This window comes from Acrocarpospora sp. B8E8 (assembly GCF_039871605.1).
Taxonomy (GTDB): domain Bacteria; phylum Actinomycetota; class Actinomycetes; order Streptosporangiales; family Streptosporangiaceae; genus Acrocarpospora; species Acrocarpospora macrocephala.
The window spans coordinates 35610-59716 of sequence record NZ_JBDPLV010000018.1; the positions used below are offsets into that span (position 1 = coordinate 35610).

A 24107-nucleotide genomic window follows, 5' to 3' on the forward strand; every position below is an offset into this window, starting at 1 on the left:
TTGCGCGAAACATCCGTTTCCTACCCTCCGGTCATGGCGGACATATTCGACTCATATGCCCTGGCCGATGCATGGGACGAGATGTTCGAGCGTCCGGGCGTGCCCCGGACGCCCTACCAGGGGCTGTTCGCGGCCCTGCAACCGCTCGGAGCCGACGAGCTGCGATTCCGGGCCGACCAATTAGCCCGCGTCTTCACCGATCGAGGGGTCACCTTCGACTACGCGGGCGAAGAGCGCCCGTTCCCGCTCGACCTGATCCCCCGCGTCATCGACGCGGCCGAGTGGGACCTGATCGCCCGCGCGGTCCGGCAGCGGGTGCGCACCCTGGAGGCCTTCCTCGCCGACGTGTACGGCGGCCGCCAGGTCTTCCACGACGGCATCGTGCCCTGGCGGCTGCTCCAGTCCTCCCCGCACTTCCACCGCGTGGCCGACGGCATCCGCCCGGCCAACGGGGTGCGGGTGCACATCGCCGGAATCGACATCATCCGGGATGAGGCGGGCGACTTCCGGGTGCTGGAGGACAACGTCCGCACTCCCTCGGGAGTGAGCTACGTGCTGGAGAACCGGCTGGCCATGATGCGGACGCTGCCCGCCCTGTTCGCGGGGCCTGGACGGGACGGCGTCGGAGCCGAGCAGCGGGTGCGGCCGGTGGACGACTACCCGCCGCGCCTGCTGGCGGCCCTGCGCAAGGCCGCCCCCGGCAGCGTGACCGACCCGACCGTGGTGGTGCTCACCCCCGGCGTCTACAACGCCGCCTACTTCGAGCACGCGCTGCTGGCCCGGCTGATGGGCGTCGAACTGGTCGAGGGCCGGGATCTGGTCTGCGAGAACAATCGCGCGTACATGATCACCACGCACGGCAAGCGCCCGGTGCACGTCATCTACCGGCGGGTGGACGACGACTTCCTGGACCCGCTGCACTTCCGGGCCGACTCCACGCTCGGCTGCCCCGGCCTGCTCAACGCGGCCAGGGCGGGCACGGTCACGATCGCCAACGCGGTCGGCAACGGGGTCGCCGACGACAAGCTGCTCTACACCTACGTGCCGGACCTGATGAAGTACTACCTCGGCGAGCAGCCGCTGATCGGCAACGTCGAGTCACACCGGCTGGCCGACGCCGACACCCTCGAATGGGCGCTGGAGCACCTGGACACCCTGGTGCTCAAGCCGGTGGACGGCGCGGGCGGCAAGGGCATCGTGATCGGGCCGCGGGCCGACGAGCAGACCCTGGCCGCGCTGGCCGAGGCGGTGCGCGCCGACCCGCGCGGCTGGATCGCGCAGCGCCCGGTGGCGCTCTCCACCTCGCCCGCGCTCATCGGCGACCTGCCCCGGCCGCGCCACATCGACCTGCGCCCGTTCGCGGTCAACGACGGCGACGACGTCTGGCTGCTGCCCGGGGGCCTCACCCGGGTGGCGCTCCCGGAAGGAGAACTGGTGGTCAACTCCAGCCAGGGCGGCGGCTCCAAGGACACCTGGGTGCTGTCGGAGCCCGGCCCCCGCCCGGCCCCACCGGAACCCACCCCCGCCCAGGTGCACTGGGAGCCCACCAGGAACGCCGCCTGGGACGGCCAGCAATGACCCGCGAGCTGCTCAGCCGGATCGCCGAGACCCTCTACTGGATCGGCAGGTACGTCGAGCGCTCCGACGACATCGCCCGCCTGCTGGACGTCTCCCTGCACCGCGCCCTGGTCGGCCAGGAGGACTGGGCCACCGTCTTCGCCACCCTCGGCCACCAGGGCGCCGAGTCCCCGACCACCGAGACCATGGTCCAGCGCCTGGCCTACGACTCCGACACCCCCGGCTCGATCGCCGGCTGCGTGCGCGCCGCCAGGGAGAACGCCCGCGGGGTCCGGGAGATCGTCTCCAGCGAGGTGTGGGAGTGCCTCAACGTCACCTGGAACCAGCTGCCGCTCCGCCAGGCCGGCGCGGAACGCCTCGGCCCGCACGGCTACCTCCGCTACGTACGCGAACGAGCCGCGCTCTTCTTCGGCCTGGCCGACGCCACCATGAGCCGCGACGACGGCTGGCGCTTCATCGTGCTGGGCCGCAGCCTGGAACGGGTGGACATGCTCGCCCGGCTGCTGACCGTGCACCACGAGCCCGGCCACACCGGGAACGTACGGCTGCTGCTGGAAGCCTGCGGCGCGGACGAGTCGTTCACCCGGACCCATCGCGGCGACGCCCGCCGGGTGCTGGAGTTCCTGCTGCTGGACCGGCTGTTCCCGCGCTCGGTCATGCACGCGCTGGCCACCGCGGAACAGTGCCTGGCCGAGCTGACCCCCGACCACGATCGGGCCGGCATGTCCGACACCGCCCGCGCCGCCATCGGCCGGGTCCGGATGACCCTGGAGTACGCCGACGTGGCCGACCTGGACGACCAGCTGCCCGAGCTGCTCACCGCCCTCCAGGCGGTCTGCGTGATCGCGTCCGAGGCGATCACCGACCGGTTCTTCCAGCACGTGGCGTGGGGAGGCGCGACATGGCAGACGGCTGGCGTGTGAGGATCAGGCACCTGACCCTGCTGGAGTACGAGGGCGAGGCGCAGTCCTCCTACAACGAGGTCAGGATGACGCCGCTGGACGACCGCGGCCAGACCACCCTGGACCAGCGGCTGACCATCCGCCCGGCTACGCCGGTCTGGACCTACCGCGATTACTGGGGCACCCAGGTGAGCGTCTTCGACGTGCCGAACGGGCACCGGGCGCTGACCATCGAGGCGGTGAGCCGGGTGGAGACGGCGGGGCCGCGCCCGCTGGGCAAGCCGCTGAGCTGGGCGGCGCTGCGGGCGGTGGACGGGCCGGTCGCCGAGTACCTGCGCCCCACCGAGCGGACCACGATCACCCCCGGCGTCGGGCTGGCGCAGGTGCCCGGCCGCGACCCGCACGAGGCGGCCGAGGCGATCGCCTGGGCGGTGCACGAGCGGGTGGCCTATGTCGAAGGCTCCACCGGGGTGCTGACCAGCGCGCAGGAGGCCTGGGACCTGCGCGAAGGCGTCTGCCAGGACATGGCCCACGTCACCGTGGCACTGCTGCGCGAGGCCGGACTGCCCGCCAGGTACGTCTCCGGCTACCTGCACCCGCACCGGAACGCGGCCATCGGCGAGCCGGTGCTCGGGCAGAGCCACGCGTGGGTGGAGTACTGGGCCGGGGACTGGGTCGCGCTTGATCCAACAAATCAGTCAAAAGTGGGCGAATCACACGTGGTGGTAGCGCGCGGGAGAGATTACGCTGACGTACCCCCTTTGAAAGGTATTTACCAAGGACCACCTGCGGGAAGACAAGTAGTGAAGGTCGAAGTGACCCGCCTGGCGTGATCTTGGCGCAATTATGGGAAAGCTGAGACCAAACGATGAGAGGAGCGCCTCTGTGAAAAGGGTCCAGATCGTTCAGCGGCCTCGGCCTCCACGCCGTCCCGTCCCCATCGACCTGCGCACCCCGTCCGGACGGATACTTCCGTTCTAAGCGCCTGAACTCCCTGTTAAATCACGACTTGCCGCCCCGAGCCAGCGCGTAGCACCGGTCGAATCCCTCCAGCACGGCCGGCCACGAGCAGCGCACCGGCGCGGTCTCCCGGTTGTGCTCCGCGATCGAGGTGCGCAGCTGCGGATCCCTGGCCAGCCTGGCCACCGAGCCGACCAGCTCATCGAAACTTCTGCCGAGCAGCCCCTCCTTGCCCGGCCTGACGAAATCGGCGACCCCGCTCTGGGCCCGGGCCACCACCGGCACCCCGGCCGCCCGGGCCTCCAGCGCGGCCAGCCCGAACGACTCGCGCGGCGCGGGCGCCACGAACACGTCGGCCACGGCCAGCAGGTCGCGGATCTGGTCGCGGGTGTAGCGGCCCGGCATGTGCACCCAGTCCATGCCGTGCGCCCGCAGGTAACGTTCCATCGAGCCGCGGGCCGGGCCGTCGCCGACGATGGTGGCGCGCATCGCCACCTCGGCGGGCACCCGCGCCCGGGTGGCCGCCAGCAGCTTCAGCAGCCGGACCGGCTGCTTGCGCGGCGCCAGCCGCCCCACCGCGACGATGTGCACGGGATCGCCGGACGGCACCGGACCTGACGGACCCCAGCCGGAGAGATCCAGACCGTTGGAGACGACGTGCACCGGCACCCGGGGGCCCGCGACCGACCGGATCGGCCGGGCGGCGGCCTCGCTCACGGCGGTCGCCACCAGACCCCAGCGGTGCCAGTCCCCCAGCGCCCGCAGCGCCCGGTAGAGGCCCTGGGTGACCGGATCCCACATGCTGTGCACGGTGACCACGGTCGGCAGCCCGGCCCGGTGCGCGGCCCGCACGCCCATCCAGGCGAACGGCGAGACCGCACCGGTGTGCACGTGCACCACGTCCGGCCGGGAGGCCGTCATCAGCCGGATCAGATGCCCGGTCCCGCGCGGGTGGACCGGCAGGTCGAACGGCATCCGCGCGACCAGCCTGCGCACGCCCGGCAGCGGCTCCCCCGGCGTCGCGGTGGCCACCACCACCTCGTGGCCGGCCTCGCGCTGGCTCCTGATCAGGTCCGCCACCTGCACCTCGATCCCGCCCAGCCGGGGAAGGTAACAGTCGCTCACATGAAGGATCCGCACCGAGCCAGACTGACACATCAAAGGGAGTTGGGGGACATGGGATCATTGGATGCGTGCAGACCGCCGTGTTCTTTCACGCTCACCCCGACGACGAGGCGCTGCTGACGGCCGGGACGATGGCGATGCTGGCCGCCGAAGGGCACCGGGTGGTGCTGGTGGTGGCCACGGCGGGGGAGCGCGGGCTGGCCGATATGCCGCACGGGGACGAGCTCGGCGCGGCCCGGATGAACGAGCTGTACGCGTCGGCCGCCCGGCTGGGCTGCGCCAGGGTGGTGCGGCTCGGGTACGGCGACAGCGGGCTCGGCGCCGACGGCGGGATGGCCGAGGACCGGCCGGACAACGCGTTCATCGACGCCGACCTGGAGGAGGCCGCCCAGCGGCTGGCCGCCATCCTCAAGGAGGAGACGGCCGAACTGCTCACCATCTACGACCCGGCCGGGGGTTACGGCCACCCCGACCACGTCATGGTGCACCGGGTCGGCGCCCGGGCGGCCGAGATCGCCGGGACGCCCATCCTGCTGGAGGCCACGGTCAACCGCGACCCGCTGCTGAAGGGCATCCGGCTGGCCGCCCGCTTCTACCCCAAGCTCGACGTGCGTGCCTTCGAGAGCGCGTATTCCGCGGGTTCCGACATCACCCACCGCATCAACGTGCGCGAACACGCCAAGGCCAAGCGGGCCGCGATGTCCGCGCACGCGACCCAGGCCACCGGCGGCGACGGGGACCGTACGCTGGGGGCGATGCTGAGAATCCCCGCCCCGATCTTCCGCTACGTGTTCGGCACCGAGTGGTACGTGCGGCGCGGCCTCCCGCCGGGAACCCGGCTGAGACATCCGTTCGACCAGCCGAGCTGAGGGGGAACGTGAACAAGTGGCTGCGGGTGGCCCTGTCGGCCGCCTCGCTCGGCCTGGCCGTGACCTTGATCGTGTTCCTGCCGCGCATCGTCGGCGGGCTGACCGGAAAGCACGTGTCGTGGACCGAGATCGGCGCCCTGTTCGGGCGGCTCGACTGGGGCACGGTGCTGCTGATGGCGGCCGTCTGGCTGGCCAGCCTGATCGCCTACAGCCACGTGCTGACCAGTTCGCTGCCCGGCCTCAGCCATGCCCAGGGGCTGACCCTGAACGCGGCGGGCAGCGCGGTCAGCAACCTGCTGCCGTTCGGCGGCGCGGCGGGGGTGGCGCTCACCTTCGCGATGACCAAGGGCTGGGGCTTCCCGGTCCGCTCGGTGGTGGTGCTGACGCTGGTGAGCGGCATCTGGAACACGCTGTTCCGGTTCATCCTGCCGGCGGTCGGGATCCTCGCCCTGGTCGCCTCGGGGCAGGCGATGAGTCCCGCCGTGTCCCGCGCGGGCTGGGTCGGCGGCGTCTCGATCCTGGCGCTGGTCACGGTTGTCGCGGCGGCGCTGTACTGGGATCGGGCGGCCACGGTTCTCGGCCGGGCCCTGGACACGATGATCAAGCTGCTCCCGCACCGCTTGCGCCCGGCGGAGCACGCCGCTTCCGAAGCGTTGAACCGGCTCAGGGCCGACACCGCCGGGGTGGTCCACACTCGGTGGGCGGGGCTTTCGGCCGGAATGGTGTTGTTCCTCGGCTGCCAATGGCTGATCATGGTGCTCTGCCTCCAGGCCACGGGCTCCTATCCCGGGCTGGCCCAATCGATCGCGGTCTTCGCGCTCAGCCGGGTGCTGACCACGGCGTTGATCACACCGTCGGGTGCCGGGATCATGGAGGGCGGGGTGGCCGCGCTGCTGATCACTTTCGGCCAGCCGGCGGGGGGTGCCACGGCGGCGGCGCTGCTGTTCGGGTTCTGGACGTACACAATCGAGATCCCGTGGGGGGGTCTGGCGCTCGGCGGCTGGGCGATACTCCGTAAGCGGGGTAACAGCCTGCCGACTGAGGCGGAGCGCGCCCCAACGATGTGATCTTGCGGGACAATGACCCGATCACGGTTGGAGATAGTGAGGATGTCGGCCATGTCTAGGAGCTTGTGCACAGTTTGGCGGCGCGCATAGCGTGGCGGCTGACATGAGCAAGGTGGTCTTCCGGGTCCTGGGACCGGTCGAAGCGTACGGCGCCGACAACGAGAGCGAGAGTGAGCTCGACCTCGGCGGCCTGCGGCAGCGGGCCGTGCTGGCGCGGCTTCTGGTCGCCCGCGGGCAGGTCGTGCCGGTGGACACGCTGATCTTCGACCTGTGGGCGGACGACGCCGCCAAGGGCGCGCAGTCGGGCCTGCAGGTGTACATCTCGCGGCTGCGCCGGGTGCTGGAGCCCAACCGGCCGCGCGGCGGCCCCAACCGGCTGCTGGTCACGGTCGCCTCCGGCTACGCGCTGCGGGCCGCCCCCGAGCAGGTGGACGCGCTCCGGTTCGAGGCCACCGTGCGGGCCGCCGGGGAACGCCTGGACGAGAACCCGCAGACGGCCAGGGCCCGGCTGGAGTCCGCGCTCGGCCTGTGGCAGGGCACGCCGTACTCCGACTTCGCCGACCAGTCGTGGGCCGAGGCCGAGGTGACCCGCCTCAACGAGCTGCGCCTGGTGGCGCGGGAGCGGCACGCCGACGCGGGGCTGCGGCTCGGGCTGCACGCCGAGACCGTGCCCGACCTGGAGGCGCTGACCACCGAGAACCCGCTCCGCGAGGAGGGCTGGCGGCTGCTCGCGCTGGGCCTGTACCGATGCGGGCGGCAGGGTGACGCGCTGGCCGCGCTGCGCAAGGCGCGCAACATCCTCGCCGACGAGCTGGGCATCGACCCAGGCCCGGCGCTGCGCAAGATGGAGTCCGACATCCTGGCCCAGGACTCGGGCCTGGAGCTGACGGCCGCGCCGCGCCGCCTGGAGAGCACGGCCAGCTGGCCGCCCCGCCCGGTCGAGGTCGGCTCGGTGCCGCCGCTGGAGCCCGAGCCGTTCGTCGGCCGGGACGCCGAGCTCACCACGCTGGCCGCCGCCGCGCCCCGGGCCAAGTCGGGACGGCTCACCATCGCCGTCATCGGCGGCGACGCGGGCGCCGGCAAGACCATGCTGCTGCGCCAGCTCACCGGCCAGCTGGAGAGCCACGGCTGGATCGCGGCCGGCGGCGCCTGCCCCGACAGCCCGGCCACCCCGCCCGGCTGGGCCTGGGTGGAGGTGCTCCGCACGCTGATCGCCCGCCGCGGCGCGGGTGAGTACGGCGCGCTGCTCGCCCCCCTGCTGGACGACCACGCCCCCGACACCGGCGACGACGAGGCCTCCGGCGGGTTCCGGCTGCACCGCGCGGTCGGCGGCTTCCTGTCCGGCGTGGCCCGCGAGGCCCCGCTGCTGATCACCCTGGAAGACCTGCACTGGGCCGACGACCAGACGCTGGCCCTGCTGCGCGCGCTGCCCAGCCTGCTCGCCGCCAGCCGGGTGCTGCTGGTGGTGACCTGCCGGGACAACGAGCTCAACGACCCGCAGCAGGACGTGCTGGCCGCGCTGGCCCGGCTCGGCCCGGTCCGGGTGGAGCTGGACGGCCTGTCCCCCGAGGACACGGCCGCGCTGGTGCGCGCCACCAGCGCGGGCGACGTGGAGGACGAGGTGGTCGCCGCCATCGTGGAGCGGACCGGTGGCAACCCGTTCTTCGTCATCGAGACGGTGCGGCTGCTGGCGGCCGAGCAGGACATCTCCGAGGTGCCGTCCGGGGTGCGCGACGTGCTGCGGCGGCGGATCGCCCGGCTGCCGGAGAAGGCCCAGCAGATCCTGCTGCAGGCCGCCGTCATCGGCCGGGACGTGGACGTGGACGTGCTGGTGGACATCTCCGGCGACGAGGACCTGGTGGTGGACGCGGTCGAGGCCGCGCTGCTGGCCGGTCTGGTCACCGAACCAGGCCCGGGGCGGCTGCGGTTCGACCACGGCCTGGTCCGCGACACCCTCTACTCCGACGCGTCCCGGCTGCGCCGCTCCCGGCTGCACGCCGCGGTGGCCTCGGTCATCGAGAAGCGCAACCCCGGCGACGTGGCCGCCCTGGCCCACCACTACGACCTGGCCGGCACCGCCGAGACCGCGGCCAAAGCCGTCAGGTACGCGGGCCTGGCCGCCGAGCAGGCCTCCTCCCGGTTCGCGCACCGGGAGGCGGCGTCCCAGTGGGAACGCTCGATCGCGGCCTTCGACCGGGCCGGCGGCAGCCCCGGTAAGGAGCGGCTGGAGCTGCAGCTGCGGCTGATCCGGGCGCTGGCGCTCTGCGGCGACATGGCCGCCGCCCGGGCGCACCGGCGGGACGCGATGGACGTGGCGCTGCCGCTGGGCGACCTGGAGATGACGGCCCGGGTGGCCGCCGCGCTCGCGGTGCCGCACAAGGGCATCGCCCGCGACTTCACCAGGACCGCCTGGGAGATCGTCGACGTCACCGAGAAGGCGCTGCTGGAGCTCCCGGCGGGCGAGGGCGAGCAGTCGCTGCGCGCCAGCCTGCTGGCCACGCTCGCGCTGGAGCTGGAGGGCTCGGCCACCCCCCGGGGCGGGCAGGCGTCGCTGGAGGCCGAGGAGCTGGCCAGGGCGAGCGGCGATCCCGAGCTGCTGGCGATGGCGCTGAGCGGGCGGCTGCGGCAGTCGTACACGATGGCGCAGGTCGACGAGCGCGAGGACATCGGCAGGGAGCTGCTGCGGGTCGGCGCGGAGTCGGGGCAGATCGCGGTGCAGACGCTGGCCCACCTGGTGCTGCTGGAGTGCGCGGCGGCCCGCGGTGACTTCGCCGAGGCGGACCGGCAGCTGGCCAGGGCCGAACGGCTCGGCCAGCAGTACGACCTGTCCGCGCCGGCCGCCGTCGGGGCCTGGTACGCGGGCCAGCGCCTCATGATCTCCGGAGACTATCCGGGCGCCGAGCGCGCCTACCGGAACGCGGCCCGGCTGACCGCCCGGGCCGGGATGCTGGAAGGCCGCCAGGACCTGCCGCTGATCGCCACCTTCTGCCTGCACCTGGTGCAGGGGCAGGCGGCCGACATGGTGGACGCGCTGGAGGAGGCGCACCAGCGGGGCGCCAAGTGGACCCTGGACGCGTACGCGGTGACGCTGGCCTCGGCCGGGCATCTGCGGGACGCGCAGGTGATCGCCGCCACCCGGGAACCCGTCCGGGGTGACTTCCTCTACGAGCTGGCGATGATCTGGCGGGCGCTGGCCGGGCTGCTGCTCGACGACGCCGACCGGATGCGGGAGGCGTACGCGGCGTTGAAGCCGTTCAACGACCGGATCGCGGGGGCGGGCACCGGGGTGGTGGCGCTGTGGCCGGTGGCCAGGACGCTCGGGGATCTGGCCGTCAAGCTGGGCTTACCTGAGGCGACCGAGCACTACCACAAGTCGCTGGCGGTGGCTCGGCGGGTGGGCGTGCCCCGGTGGGTGACCGAGGCGGAGCGGGCGCTCAGCAGCTGACCTCGAACTTCTCGCTGCGGTAGGTGTCGCCTTCGACGGCGAGCACGGCCCGGTACCAGCCGGGGTTGGCCACCACGCGCGGGTCCCAGCGCACGGTCCTGGCCTCCCCGGCGAAGCCGCCCGAGGTGACCAGGTAGCTCTGCCAGGCGCGCTCGCCGGCGCTCCAGCGCTGGAGCGTCCAGCCGTAGCTGACGCCGCCGGGGGCGGGCGGGACCACGCTCTGCACCCGGTAGGAGCGGTCGCAGCCGGTGCCGGCGTCGAGCGCGGCGACCGAGACGATGCCGACGGCGGGAGCGGCGGCGACCTCGGCGGGGACCGTGCGCGCCGACAGCGTGATCGACCGTTCTGGCGTGACGTGGGCGATTCCCACGCCCACGTACGCGCCGATGGCCGCGAGCGTGGCCAGGAACAATCTGACGGCCGTGCCGGTGCCCCCGGCCAGAACCGGCATGATCTCGCCATGTGTATTCATGATCTTCCCTCCAGCTACGCTCACACTTAGATGTACGCGCGGATGGTTGATCGGGGCTTGCCGTCCGCTTGCAGTTGCGGAACCGGCATTGATTAGGTAAGCCTGTCCTTAGGTATTGACGCGTTCCGGGGAGGTCGCACCATGGATAGCCTCTTCGAGATCGTCGACAGCATTCCGTACTGGCTGCTGGTGCTGGTGGGCGGGATCGCCCTGTTCGGCGCGTTCCAGTTCTACTACTGGGGCGGCAAGAAGCTCGGCGCGAAGCTGCCCGAGACGCGGGTCGGGCGCAAGATCGGCAAAGAGCGCATCGCGAAGGTGGAGAACCTGGTCCGGCGGTGGGGCGCGCTCTCGGTTTTCGGGTGTTTCTGGGTGCCCGGCGGGCTGCGCCACACGCTGCCCTGGGTGGCGGGCGCGCTGCAGGTCAACTACCGCTGGTATCTGGTGGCCAGCGCCGTCGGCTGCGTGACCTGGGTGCCGGTGACCGCGTTCGGCCTGTACGCCGGGGTGTGGGCGTGGCTGAAACTGGCCGCGACCTCTCCCCTCTACGGGGGTCTGACGCTGGCCGCGCTGATCGCCGTCGTCGTGCTGCTGGTGTGGCGGCGCCGCCGGCGCGCGAACGCCCCGGCGGCGCGGGAGAACGAACCCGCCGAGGTCTAGAGCCGGAGCGGCTCCAGCGCCGAGTCGTCGATCTTGGCGTCCACCGCGTGCCGCCGCACGGCCTCGACCCCGTTCACGCACGCCGCCTTGCTGGCGTAGCCCTCGCTGACCGCGAGCGTCTGGCCGTTGCCCGCGACCAGCTTGAACCGGAAAACGCCGACCTTGTCCTTGCTGATGATGAAACGTCCTGCCATGTAATCCCCCCCCGAGACGAACCGGCTGTTTCGCAGCCTTACCCCGACCGGCCGGCATGCGATCATGACCACATGCGCCTCGGGGCACTCTTCGCACTGATTCTGATCCTCGCCTTTCCCGGTACGGCTGTCGCGGCACCCGCGCCTGGAGTCTCGGCGCGTGTCGCGTACCTGGTGGACACCACCACGGGAACGATCCACTACGCCAAGCGGGAGACCCGCCGGGTTCCGGTGGCCAGCCTCACCAAGGTCATGACCGCCTACGTGGTCCGCCGGGAGTCCTCGCTGGATGACGTGATCAGGATCACCAGCGCCGACGTGAGCTACGCCGCCTCCCGGGGCGCCACCACGGGCGGGCTGCGCGCGGGCGAGCGCCTCACCGTGCGCGCCCTGCTGTACGCCCTGCTCCTCAACTCGGGCGCGGACGCCTCGCACGCCCTGGCCGAACGGTACGGCCCCGGCACGCGCAAGTTCGTGGCCAAGATGAACGCCGCCGCGCGCCGGTTGGATCTGCGGAACACCCACTACGTCAATCCGGACGGGCTGCCCGCGTCCGGGGCGTACTCGACCGGGCGGGACCAGGTCGCGCTGGCCCGCGTGGCGATGCGGGACCCGGTGATCGCCACCATCGCCAGGACCAAGGCGCGCAAGTTCGGCCGCCACACCTGGCACAACACCAACGAGCTGCTGGGCCACGGCGTGATCGGCCTGAAGACCGGCTACACCAGCGCGGCGGGCTACTGCCTCAGCTTCGTGGCCACCAAGTTCGGCCACACCTACATGGGCGTCGTGCTCGGCGAGGCCACCGAGGCCCGGCGTTACGCCAGCGCCCGCAGAATGATCGACTGGGCGGTCGGCCGGAATTAATGAGAAACCCGTCCCATAGACAGCCGCATAGCCGCCGAACAGGCCACTCACCGTAGCGGCCGTCCAGATCACGACTTTCTCATTAATAGCGCAACAGCGCGTGGCAAGCGATAGCGGCGGCGGCTACCACGTTGAGGGAGTCGACGCCCAGGGCCATCGCGTTCGGGCTCATCGGGATGGAGACGGCATGGTCGACCTCCGCCAGCCAGTGCGAGGACAGGCCGTCGCCCTCGGAGCCCAGCAGCAGGGCGACCCGGTCGGCGAGGGGGATCTTGTCGATCGCGGGGGCGTTCTGGTCGGGGGTGAGGGCGAGGGTCTGGAAGCCCGCGCGGCGCAGGTCGGCGAGGCCGCCGTACCAGTCGGCCATCCGGGCGTACGGGATGGCGAAGACGGCGCCCATGGAGACCTTGACCGCGCGGCGGTAGAGCGGGTCGGCGCAGCGCGGCGAGAGCACGACCGCGTCCACGCCGAGGGCGGCGGCGCACCGGAAGATCGCGCCGACGTTGCCGTGGTCGACCAGGTCCTCCAGGACCAGGACGCGGCGCGCGGGTCCGGCCAGCAGGTCCTGGACGGCCGGGAGCGGCAGGCGGCACATGGACGCGAGGGCGCCCCGGTGGACCTGGAAGCCGGTGATGTTCTCCATCACCGCGTCGGAGACCACGTAGACGGGGGCGTCGGCGGGCAGGTCGGCGAAGGAGGGCAGCCACTTGCGGGTCGTCAGCAGCGAGCGGAGCGGGTGTCCGGTGGCCAGGGCGCGGCGGATGACCTTCTCGCCCTCGGCCAGGAACAGGCCTTGTTCGGGTTCCAGCGCCTTGCGCAGGTCGGTGTCGCGCAGGCGGGTGTAGTCCGCGATCCGCGGGTCGGCGGCGGAGTCCACCTCGATGACCATCAAGCCAGCGTACCGTTGCCGCTCCTTTAAGCCGCCAGTCGCCGATTACCCATGGTGGCCGATACAGTACTCTCCGCTGCATGTGGCCGGATGGGCGACGATCGGAGGTCAAGGTGCCTGACCAGCGAACGCACGTACATCCGGCCGTGCAGGAAGCCGGCTGGCTGAGGGACGCGCGCCGGGCTCGCCTGTTGTCCGTGGCGACCCTCGGCTGGCTCGGCGCCGAGAGCCTGCTCGGGCTGTGGTCGGGCACCCGGGCGCATTCGGTGGCGCTGGTCGGCTGGGGGCTCTCCGCGCTGGTCGAGGCGCTGGCCAGCCTCATCGTGATCTGGCGGTTCACCGGCGCCCGGCTGCACTCGCTGAACGCGGAGCAGACCGCGTCCCGGGCGGTGGCGGTGAGCTTCTGGCTGCTGGCGCCCTATCTCGTGCTGCACGTGGCGCACGATCTGAGCCAGGGTTACCGGGCCACGCCGAGCGCGCTGGGCATCGTGGTCACCACGATCAGCTTGGTGAGCATGCCCTTGCTGGGGGTGGCCAAGCGGCGGGTCGGGGCCAGGCTCGGCTCGGCGGCCACGGAGGGCGAGGGCACCCAGAACCTGCTCTGCGCGGTGACCGCGGCGGGGGTGCTGCTGGGGCTGGCACTGAACACGATCGGCTGGTGGTGGGTGGATCCGGCGGTGGCGCTGATACTGGCGGCGGCGGCCGTGCACGAGGGGCGCAAGGCGTGGCGCGGCCACTCCTGCTGCCACTGAAGGGTCACCACCGCGAGATCGAGACCGGCCGCGCGGAGTTCGCGGATCACGCACTGGGCGCCGCCGGGGTCGGTCCAGGCGCGGCAGAGCCGTTCCTTCATCACGATTTCGCGTAGATTCGCCAGGCCGCGCAGGCTGTGCCGTACGGCGGGGGTGACCCCGGGCGGCGCGAACTGGATCAGTAACAGGTCACCCGGACGGCGCCTGACCACCACGTCTCGCGGCTCCCCCGGCGTCCCCTGCACAGCAACCCCTGCACCAAAACCCGAAATTTCATGACCGTTGCCCATCACGATACATCGCGTCTTGACCATGTCAAGATGTATCGCGTCCACCGATACAGACCAAATCTCTATATATACGGAAAGTAATCATTGCACTAGAAGCGCGGTTTTGCCGTTCTTGGGCTTGCCGCTATCGTTCCGTAAGCATTACGGAGAATCTCCCTATATGGCGTAACGCTGGCGCGTACCGTCGGGAGTCAATCGACACCAAAGAGGCCACCGTGGGCGGACGCCATCGCACCGATGAACTCGAAGGCGGCTACAACCCCTACCCGGAGCCCCCGCCGCGGCGGCGCGGTGGCGCGGGCAAAGTGCTGGTGCCGCTGGCCGGCGCGGTCGCGCTCGCGGTGCTGCTCGGCGTGGCCGCGTACGTGGTGGTCAACAAGGAGGGCCCCGGCTGCGGCGTGGACAAGGTGGCGCTGAAGGTCGTGACGTCCAAGGACGTCGAACCGGCGGTGGCGAAGATCGCTGAGCGGTTCGGCAAGTCCGGCAAGACGGTGGACGGCAAGTGCATGGCGGTCGCCGTGTCCGGATCCGACTCGGCGGGCGTGGCGGCGGCCTTCTCCGGGGTCGGCGACGCGCCCCAGCCCGACCTGTGGATCCCCGATTCCAGCCTCTGGCTGGCCGGGCTGCCCAAGGAGAGCGCGCCAGAGGTGCTCGGCAACGTGGCCCAGTCGCCCGTGGTGCTGACCGCGCCCAAGGCCGCCGCCGAGCAGCTGGCCTCCGCCTTCACCCCGAGCTGGACCGGCATGGTGAACGCCGCCAACGCCGCCAACCCCGACGGCCTGGCCAAGAAGGTCCGGGTGCTGGTGCTCGACCCGGGACTGAACGCGGCCGGGCTCGGCGCGCTGGCCGCCGCCGCCGGAGTGCTCAAGGCCAGCGGCGGCGCCAACACCGACGAGCTGCTGGTGGGCGTGCTCCGGCAGCTGTCGGAGTCGAAGGTGACCTCCCCCGACAGCCTGTTCGCCACCCTGGCCAAGGCCGCCAACCGGGTGCCCATCGGTGTCACCAGCGAGCAGTCGGTGTGGGCGTTCAACGCCAAGAACGACGCGGCGGCGGTGGCGCTCTACCCGGCCGAGGGCACGGTCAACCTGGACTACCCGATCGTCAGCACGATCAAGAACGACGCAGCGGCCACGAAGGCCGCCAAGGAGTTCGTCACCGAGCTGGGTTCCGTGGCGTCCAAGAAGACCATCCAGGAGTACGGCTTCCGCACCCCCGACGGCATCGGCAGCGCGCTCACCGCGGCCCAGGGCCTGAACCCGAAGGCCCCCACCGCCCTGCCGCTCCCGGACGCCAAGACCGTCACCACGCTGGCCCAGTCCTGGAAGCGGGTCAGCCTCGGCACCCGGCTGCTCTCCCTCGTCGACATCTCCGGCACGATGGCGCTGCCCGCCGACAACACCGGCGTGACCCGGATGAAGGCCATCTCCGATGTCGGCATCGAGGGCCTCAAGCTGTTCCCGGACAAGACCGAGATCGGCACCTGGGTCTTCTCCGACAACCTGAACGGCCAGAAGGTGGACTGGAAGGAGACGATCCCGATCGGCCCGCTGGCCCAGCAGCTGAACGGGATCACCCGGCGCGAGCTGGTCGCCAAGAACCTGGCGGAGCTCAAGGCGATCCCGACCGGCAACACCGGCCTGAACGACACGCTGTGGGCCGCCTACCAGAAGATGACCGAGGAATACCAGGCCGACAAGATCAACACGATCCTGCTCTTCACCGACGGCGTCGGCAACGACGACCCGTCCGGGGGGATCTCCAACGCCGGGATCCTGCAGCGGCTGAAGAAGGCCTTCGACCCGCAGAAACCGGTCAGCATCCTGATCATCTCGTTCAACACCGAGGCCGACGGGAACCGCACCCAGATGACTCGGATCGCCCGCACCACCGGGGGCACCGCCTACTTCCCGCAGACCGTGCTGGAGATCCGCAACATCTTCCTCAAGGGCATCGCCCGCCGTCTCTGCACCCCCAACTGCCCCAGCGCGGTGCAGTAGCGCGGTCCCACCAGCACCACCGGCACGCCGGGTCCCACCAGGGGCCCGGCGTCCCTGTTTTCCCAGCTCATGCCACTTTGGCATGGATCAGTGCGCCGTAAACGCCCGTCCGGAAACGAGCGTCTTTATCGCGAGGGGCCTGGCAGAGCACGCCGATTCCGTTACTGGTCCCGATCTCGGGGAGGACACCGTTGCCCGGATGGCCGAACGTCGGCCGCGCCGACGATCACCGTTTACTGGAGGCGCTGCGCCAGGCCGACGCGCACGCACCCGCCAGTCTCTACGACGCGTACGCAGACCGGCTGACCGACTACGCCTACACCTGCCTGCGCGACCTGGACGCCGCCGCGGACGCCGTGCACGACGCCATGGTCACCGCGCAGAGCTCGGTGCACCGCCTGAAGGAGCCGATCCGGCTGCGCGCCTGGCTGTACGCGCTGACCCGCTTCCAGTGCGCCGCCCGCTCCTCCGGCCGTACGGCCACGGGAGCGGCCCCCGCGGTGGAGGACGCCGAGGACCCGGAGCTGAACCTGGCCGTGCACGAGGCGCTGGGCGAGCTGAGCCGCCAGGAGCGCGAGGTGCTCGAACTGACGCTCCGGCACGGTCTTGCTCCGGCCGAGGTGAGCGCGGTGCTCGGGCTCACCGCGCGGCAGGCCGCCCAGCGGCTGACCCGGGGCGTCGACCATCTGGAGAACGCGGCCGCCGCCGTGATCCTGGCCCGGGTGGGCCGGGCGCACTGCCCGCAGGTGTCGGCCCTGCTCGACTCCTGGGACGGGCCGCTCAGCGCGCTGCTGCGGCAGAAGCTGACCCGGCACATCGCGGGCTGCGAGGTCTGCGCGGAGGGCCGCAGGAAACACGTGGCGGCCGGGCGGCTGCTGGACCTGGTGCCGATCATGTATCCGCCGCTGTCGCTGCGCCGCCGGGTGGTGGACACCTGCGTCAACCCGGACCGGGACCAGACCCGGGTGCTGATCACCGAGCGGGCCGACCGGTTCGACCGGGAGGGTTTCCCGGTGACCGCCGAGTTCCGGCAGAAGCGGGGCCGCCGGGCCGCGCCTGACCGGCGCAGGGCGCGGGGACGGCGCAAGGTCACGCCGATCGTGGCCACGCTGGCCTGCGTGGTGGCGGCGGCCGGGTCGCTGGCCTGGGTCAGCGGCCAGGACGCGGCCGGCAGCATCAGGATCGAGGCGATGCCGCCGCCCAGCACGCAGCCGCAGCTGGACCTGCCTTCCGATGGATCGATCCAAGATCCTGAGGAGACCCCGGCCGAGATCCCGTCGGAGGATCCGCCGGAGAGCTCCACCGCCGCGCCGGGCTCGGCCCCCGCGGTCCAGCCGACCCCGATCGCCCAGCCCAGGCCGACGCCGACGCCCACCAAGAGCCGTACGGCCCGGCCCACCTCCCCCGCGCTGGGCCTTAGCTGCCCCGGCGACATCGGCGACACCACCGGCGACGTGATCTGGCTGACCGCGCGCAACGCCGCCCTGTCCTGGACGGCCACCGTCTCCGGCGGGGCCACGATCTCCGCCAGGAAGGGCCGGCTGAAGGCGGGCGCGACCGGCAGGGTGACGCTCACGGTGAGCGAACCGGGCGAGGCGGGGAGCGCGACGGTCGCGTTCCGGTCCGTGGGCGGCAATCCGGTGTGCAAGGTGTGGTGGCGCGGCGAGAATGCCCAGACGCCGCCGGACGGCGTGCCCCAGCAGACGACGACCCCGCGCGCGCCGAGCCCGTCGCCGACGGTGTCCGCGTCTCCGACCCCGACCGTGCCCGCCGCGAGCGAGCCCACGTAACCCCCCGAACCCGTCCAGAGATCATAAGTTTCGCGCAGAGATCACAAGGGGAGAAAACAGGCGACCAAGGACATGAGGGGGCACAGTGGCCCAGGCATGGCTACCCGTTGCCAGTCGAATTCCCGCTCCCCAGGACGCCGGCCCCATGAACGGCGGCGCGCCTCGGGTGGTCTGGTTCATCTGGCCGACCGACCCACAAGGGATCTCGGCCAAATCCGTCGCTCAGCGGCTCGTCCAGCTGAACCGCCCCGCGCACCTGGTGTGGAACCCGGTGCTCGGGCAGATCGTCCAGCAGCTCCCGCCCTCCCGGGCGGCCTGCGGCCTGGGCGGCGACCTGAACCGGCATGGCCGGGCGTGCATCCAGATCAGGGTGCTCGGCTCGGTACAGGAACCCTTCACCGACAGCAAGCTCGACGGGCTGGACGAGATCCTGGCCTGGCTCGACTCCTGGGAGGTGCCCCGCCGCTGGCCGGCCGGTCCACCCCTGCCGTTCCCGCACTCCCTCGCAGGCGGAGGCGATGGCCGCCTGTGGGCGCGAGGAGGGCATTTCGGCCACTCCCAGGTGCCGGGGGCCCGCGAGGGCGATCCGGGCGCGATCGACGTACGGCGCATCCTGGGCACCCCTGCCCTTGAAGTGCCCCGCCCACGCGAGGAGCTCCGCCTCCTGGAACGCGTGATCTAGGGGTACGGCTACCGCCGACGGCTCGACCGTTCTCTTTGGCGTTCTCTTCGACGCGCCAAGTGGTCCTGTTCAGAGTGGTCCATTCTTCGTACAAAAACGGACATAGTCCGAGAGGTCTCCTTTTGTCGCCCTAACGTTGATCCGCTCACGCGGCGTCACACGTCAATTCCGAACAATCCGGTCAACCGATCGGTTCGGCAGGGCGTCTACTTCATGCACCACCACAGGAGGCCTCCATGGTTCCCCCCGGCGACTGGCGCGTACCCGGCTATGCCGAGGTGCGCACTCTCGGAGTCGGCGGCGGAGGCCGAGTCGTGCTCGCGGTGCACGAGGCGTCCGGCGCCCATGTGGCCATCAAGTACCTCTCCGAGGACTTGCGTGGGCAGCCGGGCTTCCTCGACGGTTTCCGCGACGAGGCCCGCCTGCTCGTCGAGGTCGACGACCCGCACGTGGTGAAACTGTACGAATACGTACAGACACCCGAGGGCGCGGCCATCGTGATGGAGCTGATCGACGGCGCGCCACTGCGCGCGCTGTTGCGGGCCGAAGGCGGCACCGGGGCCGAGGCGGCGCTGGCCGTGCTCAAGGGCTCGCTCCTCGGCCTGGCCGCCGCCCACCAGCGTGGCGTCGTGCACCGCGACTACAAGCCGGAGAACGTGGTCGTCCCGGCGGACGGCACCAGCAAGCTGGTCGACTTCGGCATCGCGGTCAAGGCGGGCGACGCCGGCACCCCCGCCGGGACCCCGGCGTACATGGCGCCGGAGCAGTGGGCCGGGCATCCGGCCTCCCCCGCCACCGACGTGTACGCCGCCACGGCCGTGTTCTACGAGTGCCTGACCGGGCGGCGGCCGTACCAGGCGACCGAGCATGTGGTGCTGATGCACATGCACCAGACCGCGCCGATCCCGGCCGGGGACGTGCCGGTGCCGGTGCGCGGCCTGATCGAGCGGGGCATGGCGAAGGACCCGCGCCTGCGGCCCGCCACCGCGGCCATGTTCGTGGCCGAACTGGAGGCGGTGGCCGTCGCCGCGTACGGGCCCGACTGGGAGGCCACCGGCCGCCGCAAGCTGGCCGCGCTGGCCGGCCTGGCCGCGGCCCTGTTCCCGATGGGCGGCGGCGGGAGCGTGCCGCAGGTCGGCACCACGCTGTTCAAGTCCTCGCTCGGCGCGTTCGGGCGCAGCCTGCTGGGCAAGGTCGTCATCGGCGCCGCGGCCCTGGTCGTGGCGGGCAGCGGGATCACCGCGTACATCCTGGGCTCCAGCGACGAGCCGATCAAGGACGTGACCCCGGTGGTGGCGGAGGAGCTGCCGTCCCCGACCGCGGAGTTCACCGCGGAGCCGACGGACGAACCCACCGAGGAACCGACCGAGGAACCCACGGAAGAGCCGACCGAAGAGCCCACCCAGGAACCGACGCCCGAACCCGATCCGACGCCCACCCCCACGCGCGCGTTGGACGCGCCGGCCAAGGTGCTCGGAGTGAACGTGGGCGGTCTCTCGCTGGCCTCCTCGGCGTCGGCGCCGCTGGCCAAGGGCACGGTCTCGGTGGTCACCGACGGCGTCGCCAAGACCACGCTGACCGTGAAGTTCACCGTGAACGGCAAGGTCGTCGGCTCCCAGTCGATGGCGCTGAGCGGGGCGAAGAAATACACCAAGGCGGTCAGCCGCGACCTGGGCACCCGGCCCTGCGCCGGCACCTGGGGCATCGTGGCCACCACCAGCCCGGCCGCCGCCACCGGCGCCGTGACCGCCACCGCCAAGGTCGCCGCCTGCCCGACCCAGGTGACCGACCTGGCCGTGCGGTCGGTCGCGATCGACAAGAGCGGCAAGACCGTCACCGCGACCGTCAAGGTGGCGACCGACGGCACCGGCCGGATCGAGCTGAACGGCGATTTCACCGGCGCGAGCCAGTCCTCCACCCTGCAGGCGCTGCGCCTGTCCGGCCAGCGCACCTACACCAGGACCTTCACCTACACCTTCCCGAAGGCGGTCTGCACGGGCGCGGTGGGCTTCACCGCGAGCACCGATCCGGACGGACCTTCCGGCAGCGTGCAGAAGGAGGTCAAGGCGGACTGCGACGCGGCCAAGGTCATCGGCCTCACGGTGAGCCTGGGCGGGCAGCGGGACGGCAACGGGAACATCACGAGCACGGTCCGGGTGACCACGGACGGCCCTGGCCCGGTCAAGCTGACCACCACCTACGCGCGCGGCGAGGGTGGCGCCAACCCGGTGAACACGCAGACCTTCACGCTGTCGGGCGAGACCAGCTACTCGGTCACGGTGAACTTCGACTTCGGCATGCTCTGCGACACCTACTACAGCCTGGCCGCGGTGACCGACCCGGCCTTCGGCCGCTCGCCCACCCGAGACCAAAAAGTCGCCAATTGCGCGATCATCGAATGACATTTCGTCACGTACGCCACAATGGTCTCTTTCTGACACCATCCACGACTATGTCGTGACTATTCGCTGCACCTTCTTGTGGATCACTAGGATACGTGTTCGTCGTGGCGGGGGGCCCGGGGATTGTAAGGAGACCGTTATGTACGGCAGACCGGCCGCCTGGCGCGTTCCCGGCTACACCGAGATGCGCGAGCTGGGGACCGGCGGCGCGGGGCAGGTGGTTCTCGCCAGACACGATGCCGACGGCACGCTGGTGGCGATCAAATACCTGTCCGAGGAGCTGCGTTCCGACCTGAGCTTCGTGGCCCGCTTCCGGCATGAGGCCCGCCTGCTCGCACTGATGGAGCGCAACCCGCACGCCGCCAGGTTCTACGAGTACGTCGAGCACCCCCAGGGCGCCGCCATCGTGATGGAGCTCGTGGACGGCGTCTCGCTGCGCGCGATGCTCCGCTCCGAGGGCCCGACCGGTCCCGAGGCGGCGCTGGTCGTGCTCAAGGGTGCGGTGATCGGCCTGGGGATCGCCCACGAGATGGGCATCGTGCACCGGGACTTCAAGCCCGAGAACGTGATGGTGGAGGCCGACGGCCAGAGCAAGCTGGTCGACTTCGGCATCGCCGCCCGGGCCGGAGAGGGCACCAACGTGTCCGGCACCCCGGCGTACATGGCGCCGGAGCAGTGGTCCGGCGCGTCGGCGGGCCCGGCCACCGACGTCTACGCGGCCACCGTGGTGTTCTTCGAGTGCCTCACCGGCACCCGGCCGTTCCGCGCCACCAACCTGGCCGCGCTGGCCCGCCAGCACCAGGCCGCCGCGCCCCCGATCGAGGAGGTCCCGCCCCAGCTGCAGGGCCTGATCGAGCGCGGCATGGCCAAGCACCCCGCGGACCGCCCGCCCTCGGCCGAGTCGTTCCTGCGCGAGCTGGAGGGCGTCGCCGCCGACGCGTACGGCGACAACTGGGAGGAGCGCGGGCGGCGCCGCCTGGCCGCGCTGGCCGGGCTGCTGCTGCCGTTCTTCCCGCTCACCGAGGAGGCCCCCGAGGTCAACACCGCGCTGGGCGAGAGCAAGCTGGGCGGCGGCCTGTTCAGCAAGGCGATCATAAAGATCGGCATTACCGTGGTCGGCATGGCCGTCATCGCCGGGGGCACCGCGGTGGTGGTCGGGTCGCTCAGCGGCACCACCCTGCAGGCCGGGGAGACCACGGTCTCGCCGACCGCCTCGGCGGGGGGCGCCGACGTCAAGGAAAGCGAGGTCCCGGTGGAGGAGGTCGAGGACACCGAGGAGCCGGTGGTCCCGGAGGAGTCGACGGCGCCGGCGGAGGACCCCACCGACCCCGCCCCGCCGACCACCGCGCCCACCACCCAGGCTCCGCAACCCCAGCCGACCCCGACGCCCAAGCCGACCAAGAAGCCGACGCCCAAGCCGACTAAGAAGCCGTCGAAGACGCCGACCCCGGAGGCGCCCGACCCGACGGCGACGATCCCCGGCAACCCGCCGAACCCCACCCCGACGCGGACGCCGACGCCGACGCGGACACCCCCGCCGTCCACTCCCCCGCCAACCACACCGCCGCCGACCACGCCGGCGCCCAGCACCGAGCCGCCGACCACGCCGCGGGAGGAGCCGACCATCGGGCTCGCCAGCCCGGATGCCGAGCCCAGCGAGAGCCCGCTGGCCACGACCGCGGCCGGGGTCTTCGCCGTCGGCCTGATGACGACGGGCCTGATACCCGCCACACTTGCCGTGAGGCGATTCGTGGGAAGGCATCGGAGGCGGCGGTAAATGCACGACGGGGGGAGCGTCGCCGGGCACCGGCTGACCGGGCGGGTCCGGATCAGCGAGGTCGGCACCTGGCATGACGCAGTGGCGCCGGACGGCACTCCGTCCGGCCTGCTGCGTTTCGAGCAGCGCCTGCTGGCCGATCCCGCGGCGCGGGACCGGCTGGTGGCGGCGGTCAGCGCGGACCGGCGGCTGCAGCAGGGCGGGCACACCGGCCTGCTGCCGGTGGCCGACCTGGTGACCGCGCGCGGCGACGTCTGGCTGATCAGCGGGCGCCGGGCCATGCCCACGGTGGCCGAGCTGCTGGTGGACGGCGGGCGCACGCCCGACTCGGGCAGCGCCGCCACCATCCTGGTGGAGTCGGCCCAGGCCCTGCTCACCGTGCACGCCGCCGGTCTCACCCATGGCGCGCTGCACCCGGGCACGATCGTGATCGGCGAGGACGGCACGGCCCTGCTGGCCGAGCGCGGGCTGCTGGAAGCGCTGCGCAGCGAGCCCACCTCGGTGGAGCGGGACGTGGCCGCCTGGTCGGGCCTGGCCAGGGGTCTGGCCGCCAGCTGGGCCGCCGGCCAGTCCGCGCAGCTGCTGGACCGGGCGGCCGCGATGGCCGCCACCCGGGGTCTGGGCGCGGCCAGGGACACCCTGCTGGGCGGGCGGGACGTGCTGCCGGCCGGGTTCACCACCCGCGAGCGGCTGGTCCAGACGCTGCACGTGTGGTCCTCCGCCAGCGTGCCGACCTCGCCGCCCCCGGCCGCCGTGCCGGAGACGGGCGAGATGCGCACGCTGCTCGACCCCGCCGTGTTCCGCGGCCAGGACCCGACCCAGCCCGGTCCCCAGCCCGGTCCCTCGGGCGGGCAGGGCCTGCGGTTCGGTCCCGGGGTTCCGGTCGAGACGTCGGCCGCGCAGATCTGGCGGCAGGGGCAGTCCACCCAGCACACTCCCGACCTGCGCGGTCACGCGGGCCCGGTCGCGGCCAAGCGCCCGTCCCGGCGGCGCACCGCGTGGGCGGGCAGCATCCTGCTGGCCATCCTGGTCGCCGCGGTGATCCTGTGGATCCGGCAGGCTCCCGGGCTGGTCCTGGAGGTGGCCAAGGTGGACGTGCGGGCTCCGAAGAAGGTCCAGGGCTGCGACTCCACCGCCAAGATCGTCGCGTTGGTCAGCACCAACGGCGGCGCGGGGACCTTCTCCTACGTGTGGGAGCAGAGCGACGGGCGCAAAACCCGGCAAACCCAGCGGGTGGAGTCTGGCACGAAATCGGTGGAATTGCCGTTGCTCTGGAAGGTGACAGGGCCGGGTACCCTCAAGGGCACCGCGACTCTGCGGATCCTGGATCACACCGCTACCGGGAAACCCATTCAGGACAGAGCGAGCTTCTCGTACAAATGCTGACTTCAC

General features: G+C 71.8%; 19 protein-coding genes. 15 read left to right on the top strand and 4 right to left on the bottom strand.

All coding sequences use genetic code 11. The features are described 5' to 3' along the window. The first annotated feature begins 33 nt into the window (after positions 1-33). The 3 genes from ABGB08_RS19300 to ABGB08_RS19310 are packed head-to-tail and all read left to right on the top strand — an operon-like array spanning position 34 to position 3313. Entirely contained in the window at positions 34-1578 is a 1545-nt protein-coding gene (locus ABGB08_RS19300; RefSeq protein WP_347592126.1) for a circularly permuted type 2 ATP-grasp protein, read from the top strand. Continuing rightward, positions 1575-2501, top strand: coding sequence for an alpha-E domain-containing protein (locus ABGB08_RS19305; protein ID WP_347592128.1), 927 nt, complete (start codon positions 1575-1577; stop codon positions 2499-2501). The genes ABGB08_RS19300 and ABGB08_RS19305 overlap by 4 nt, the downstream gene beginning before the upstream one ends. Beyond that, positions 2498-3313 carry a transglutaminase family protein gene (locus ABGB08_RS19310; protein WP_347592130.1) on the top strand — a complete coding sequence of 272 codons (816 nt, stop codon included), beginning with the start codon at positions 2498-2500 and terminating at the stop codon, positions 3311-3313. Before ABGB08_RS19305 ends, ABGB08_RS19310 begins: the two co-directional genes overlap by 4 nt. A gap of 169 nt (positions 3314-3482) precedes the next feature. On the opposite strand, the gene ABGB08_RS19315 is transcribed toward ABGB08_RS19310, so the two are convergent. Further along, complete coding sequence (locus ABGB08_RS19315; protein ID WP_347592132.1) at positions 3483-4580, bottom strand: glycosyltransferase family 4 protein; 1098 nt, start codon at positions 4578-4580, stop codon at positions 3483-3485. 53 nt (positions 4581-4633) lie between these two features. Between ABGB08_RS19315 and ABGB08_RS19320 the strand changes: the two genes are divergently transcribed. From ABGB08_RS19320 to ABGB08_RS19330, 3 genes are all read left to right on the top strand, one after another. Next, a complete protein-coding gene (locus ABGB08_RS19320) occupies positions 4634-5434 on the top strand; it encodes a PIG-L family deacetylase (protein WP_347592134.1) in 801 nt (266 codons plus the stop codon). 8 nt (positions 5435-5442) lie between these two features. Continuing rightward, positions 5443-6501 carry a lysylphosphatidylglycerol synthase transmembrane domain-containing protein gene (locus ABGB08_RS19325; protein ID WP_347592136.1) on the top strand — a complete coding sequence of 353 codons (1059 nt, stop codon included), beginning with the start codon at positions 5443-5445 and terminating at the stop codon, positions 6499-6501. 103 nt (positions 6502-6604) lie between these two features. Next, the gene (locus tag ABGB08_RS19330) at positions 6605-9946 is read left to right on the top strand and encodes a BTAD domain-containing putative transcriptional regulator (protein ID WP_347592138.1); all 3342 of its coding nucleotides are present in this window, start codon (positions 6605-6607) and stop codon (positions 9944-9946) included. Here the strand turns inward: ABGB08_RS19330 and ABGB08_RS19335 are convergent. After that, positions 9936-10418 carry a hypothetical protein gene (locus ABGB08_RS19335; protein ID WP_347592140.1) on the bottom strand — a complete coding sequence of 161 codons (483 nt, stop codon included), beginning with the start codon at positions 10416-10418 and terminating at the stop codon, positions 9936-9938. The genes ABGB08_RS19330 and ABGB08_RS19335 overlap by 11 nt on opposite strands. Before the next feature lie 141 nt (positions 10419-10559). On the opposite strand from ABGB08_RS19335, the gene ABGB08_RS19340 reads away from it, so the two are divergent. Then, on the top strand, positions 10560-11075 hold the full coding sequence (locus ABGB08_RS19340) for a VTT domain-containing protein (protein ID WP_347592142.1): 516 nt from the start codon (positions 10560-10562) through the stop codon (positions 11073-11075). Here ABGB08_RS19340 and ABGB08_RS19345 read toward each other — a convergent pair. Further along, positions 11072-11269, bottom strand: a complete 198-nt coding sequence (locus ABGB08_RS19345) for a DUF1508 domain-containing protein (protein WP_347592144.1) — start codon at positions 11267-11269, stop codon at positions 11072-11074. The two genes, ABGB08_RS19340 and ABGB08_RS19345, sit on opposite strands and share 4 nt — an antisense overlap. Positions 11270-11341: 72 nt before the next feature. Here ABGB08_RS19345 and ABGB08_RS19350 point away from each other — a divergent pair, with 72 nt between their 5' ends. Then, positions 11342-12136 (top strand): D-alanyl-D-alanine carboxypeptidase family protein, encoded by a 795-nt coding sequence (locus tag ABGB08_RS19350; RefSeq protein WP_347592146.1) that lies wholly within the window; start codon positions 11342-11344, stop codon positions 12134-12136. Positions 12137-12218: 82 nt separating this feature from the next. Here ABGB08_RS19350 and ABGB08_RS19355 read toward each other — a convergent pair whose 3' ends face one another. Continuing rightward, positions 12219-13025 carry an RNA methyltransferase gene (locus tag ABGB08_RS19355; protein WP_347592148.1) on the bottom strand — a complete coding sequence of 269 codons (807 nt, stop codon included), beginning with the start codon at positions 13023-13025 and terminating at the stop codon, positions 12219-12221. Between the two features lie 113 nt (positions 13026-13138). On the opposite strand from ABGB08_RS19355, the gene ABGB08_RS19360 reads away from it, so the two are divergent. The 7 genes from ABGB08_RS19360 (at position 13139) to ABGB08_RS19390 (ending at position 24101) form a co-directional block, all read left to right on the top strand. Further along, entirely contained in the window at positions 13139-13777 is a 639-nt protein-coding gene (locus ABGB08_RS19360) for a cation transporter (protein WP_347592150.1), read from the top strand. A 505-nt stretch (positions 13778-14282) separates the two neighbouring features. Next, complete coding sequence (locus ABGB08_RS19365) at positions 14283-16064, top strand: substrate-binding domain-containing protein (RefSeq protein WP_347592152.1); 1782 nt, start codon at positions 14283-14285, stop codon at positions 16062-16064. Positions 16065-16255: 191 nt separating this feature from the next. After that, positions 16256-17854, top strand: coding sequence for a sigma-70 family RNA polymerase sigma factor (locus ABGB08_RS19370; protein WP_347592154.1), 1599 nt, complete (start codon positions 16256-16258; stop codon positions 17852-17854). Between the two features lie 145 nt (positions 17855-17999). Further along, positions 18000-18536: a hypothetical protein gene (locus ABGB08_RS19375; RefSeq protein ID WP_155358759.1), complete on the top strand. Its 537-nt coding sequence runs from the start codon at positions 18000-18002 to the stop codon at positions 18534-18536. Between the two features lie 236 nt (positions 18537-18772). After that, complete coding sequence (locus tag ABGB08_RS19380) at positions 18773-20938, top strand: serine/threonine-protein kinase (RefSeq protein ID WP_347592156.1); 2166 nt, start codon at positions 18773-18775, stop codon at positions 20936-20938. Positions 20939-21077: 139 nt separating this feature from the next. Then, positions 21078-22715, top strand: a complete 1638-nt coding sequence (locus ABGB08_RS19385; RefSeq protein WP_347592158.1) for a serine/threonine-protein kinase — start codon at positions 21078-21080, stop codon at positions 22713-22715. Then, entirely contained in the window at positions 22716-24101 is a 1386-nt protein-coding gene (locus ABGB08_RS19390) for a hypothetical protein (RefSeq protein WP_347592160.1), read from the top strand. It abuts the gene before it with no gap. Positions 24102-24107 lie beyond the last annotated feature (6 nt).

Excerpts from the sequence above, each read along its gene's own strand:
- ABGB08_RS19390 (WP_347592160.1), top strand. The coding sequence starts at position 22,716 with ATGCACGACGGGGGGAGCGTCGCCGGGCACCGGCTGACCGGGCGGGTC.
- ABGB08_RS19330 (WP_347592138.1), top strand. The coding sequence starts at position 6,605 with ATGAGCAAGGTGGTCTTCCGGGTCCTGGGACCGGTCGAAGCGTACGGC.
- ABGB08_RS19340 (WP_347592142.1), top strand. The coding sequence starts at position 10,560 with ATGGATAGCCTCTTCGAGATCGTCGACAGCATTCCGTACTGGCTGCTG.
- ABGB08_RS19380 (WP_347592156.1), top strand. The coding sequence starts at position 18,773 with ATGGTTCCCCCCGGCGACTGGCGCGTACCCGGCTATGCCGAGGTGCGC.
- ABGB08_RS19350 (WP_347592146.1), top strand. The coding sequence starts at position 11,342 with ATGCGCCTCGGGGCACTCTTCGCACTGATTCTGATCCTCGCCTTTCCC.
- ABGB08_RS19355 (WP_347592148.1), bottom strand. The coding sequence starts at position 13,025 with ATGGTCATCGAGGTGGACTCCGCCGCCGACCCGCGGATCGCGGACTAC.
- ABGB08_RS19300 (WP_347592126.1), top strand. The coding sequence starts at position 34 with ATGGCGGACATATTCGACTCATATGCCCTGGCCGATGCATGGGACGAG.
- ABGB08_RS19345 (WP_347592144.1), bottom strand. The coding sequence starts at position 11,269 with ATGGCAGGACGTTTCATCATCAGCAAGGACAAGGTCGGCGTTTTCCGG.
- ABGB08_RS19305 (WP_347592128.1), top strand. The coding sequence starts at position 1,575 with ATGACCCGCGAGCTGCTCAGCCGGATCGCCGAGACCCTCTACTGGATC.
- ABGB08_RS19335 (WP_347592140.1), bottom strand. The coding sequence starts at position 10,418 with ATGAATACACATGGCGAGATCATGCCGGTTCTGGCCGGGGGCACCGGC.
- ABGB08_RS19385 (WP_347592158.1), top strand. The coding sequence starts at position 21,078 with ATGTACGGCAGACCGGCCGCCTGGCGCGTTCCCGGCTACACCGAGATG.
- ABGB08_RS19375 (WP_155358759.1), top strand. The coding sequence starts at position 18,000 with ATGAACGGCGGCGCGCCTCGGGTGGTCTGGTTCATCTGGCCGACCGAC.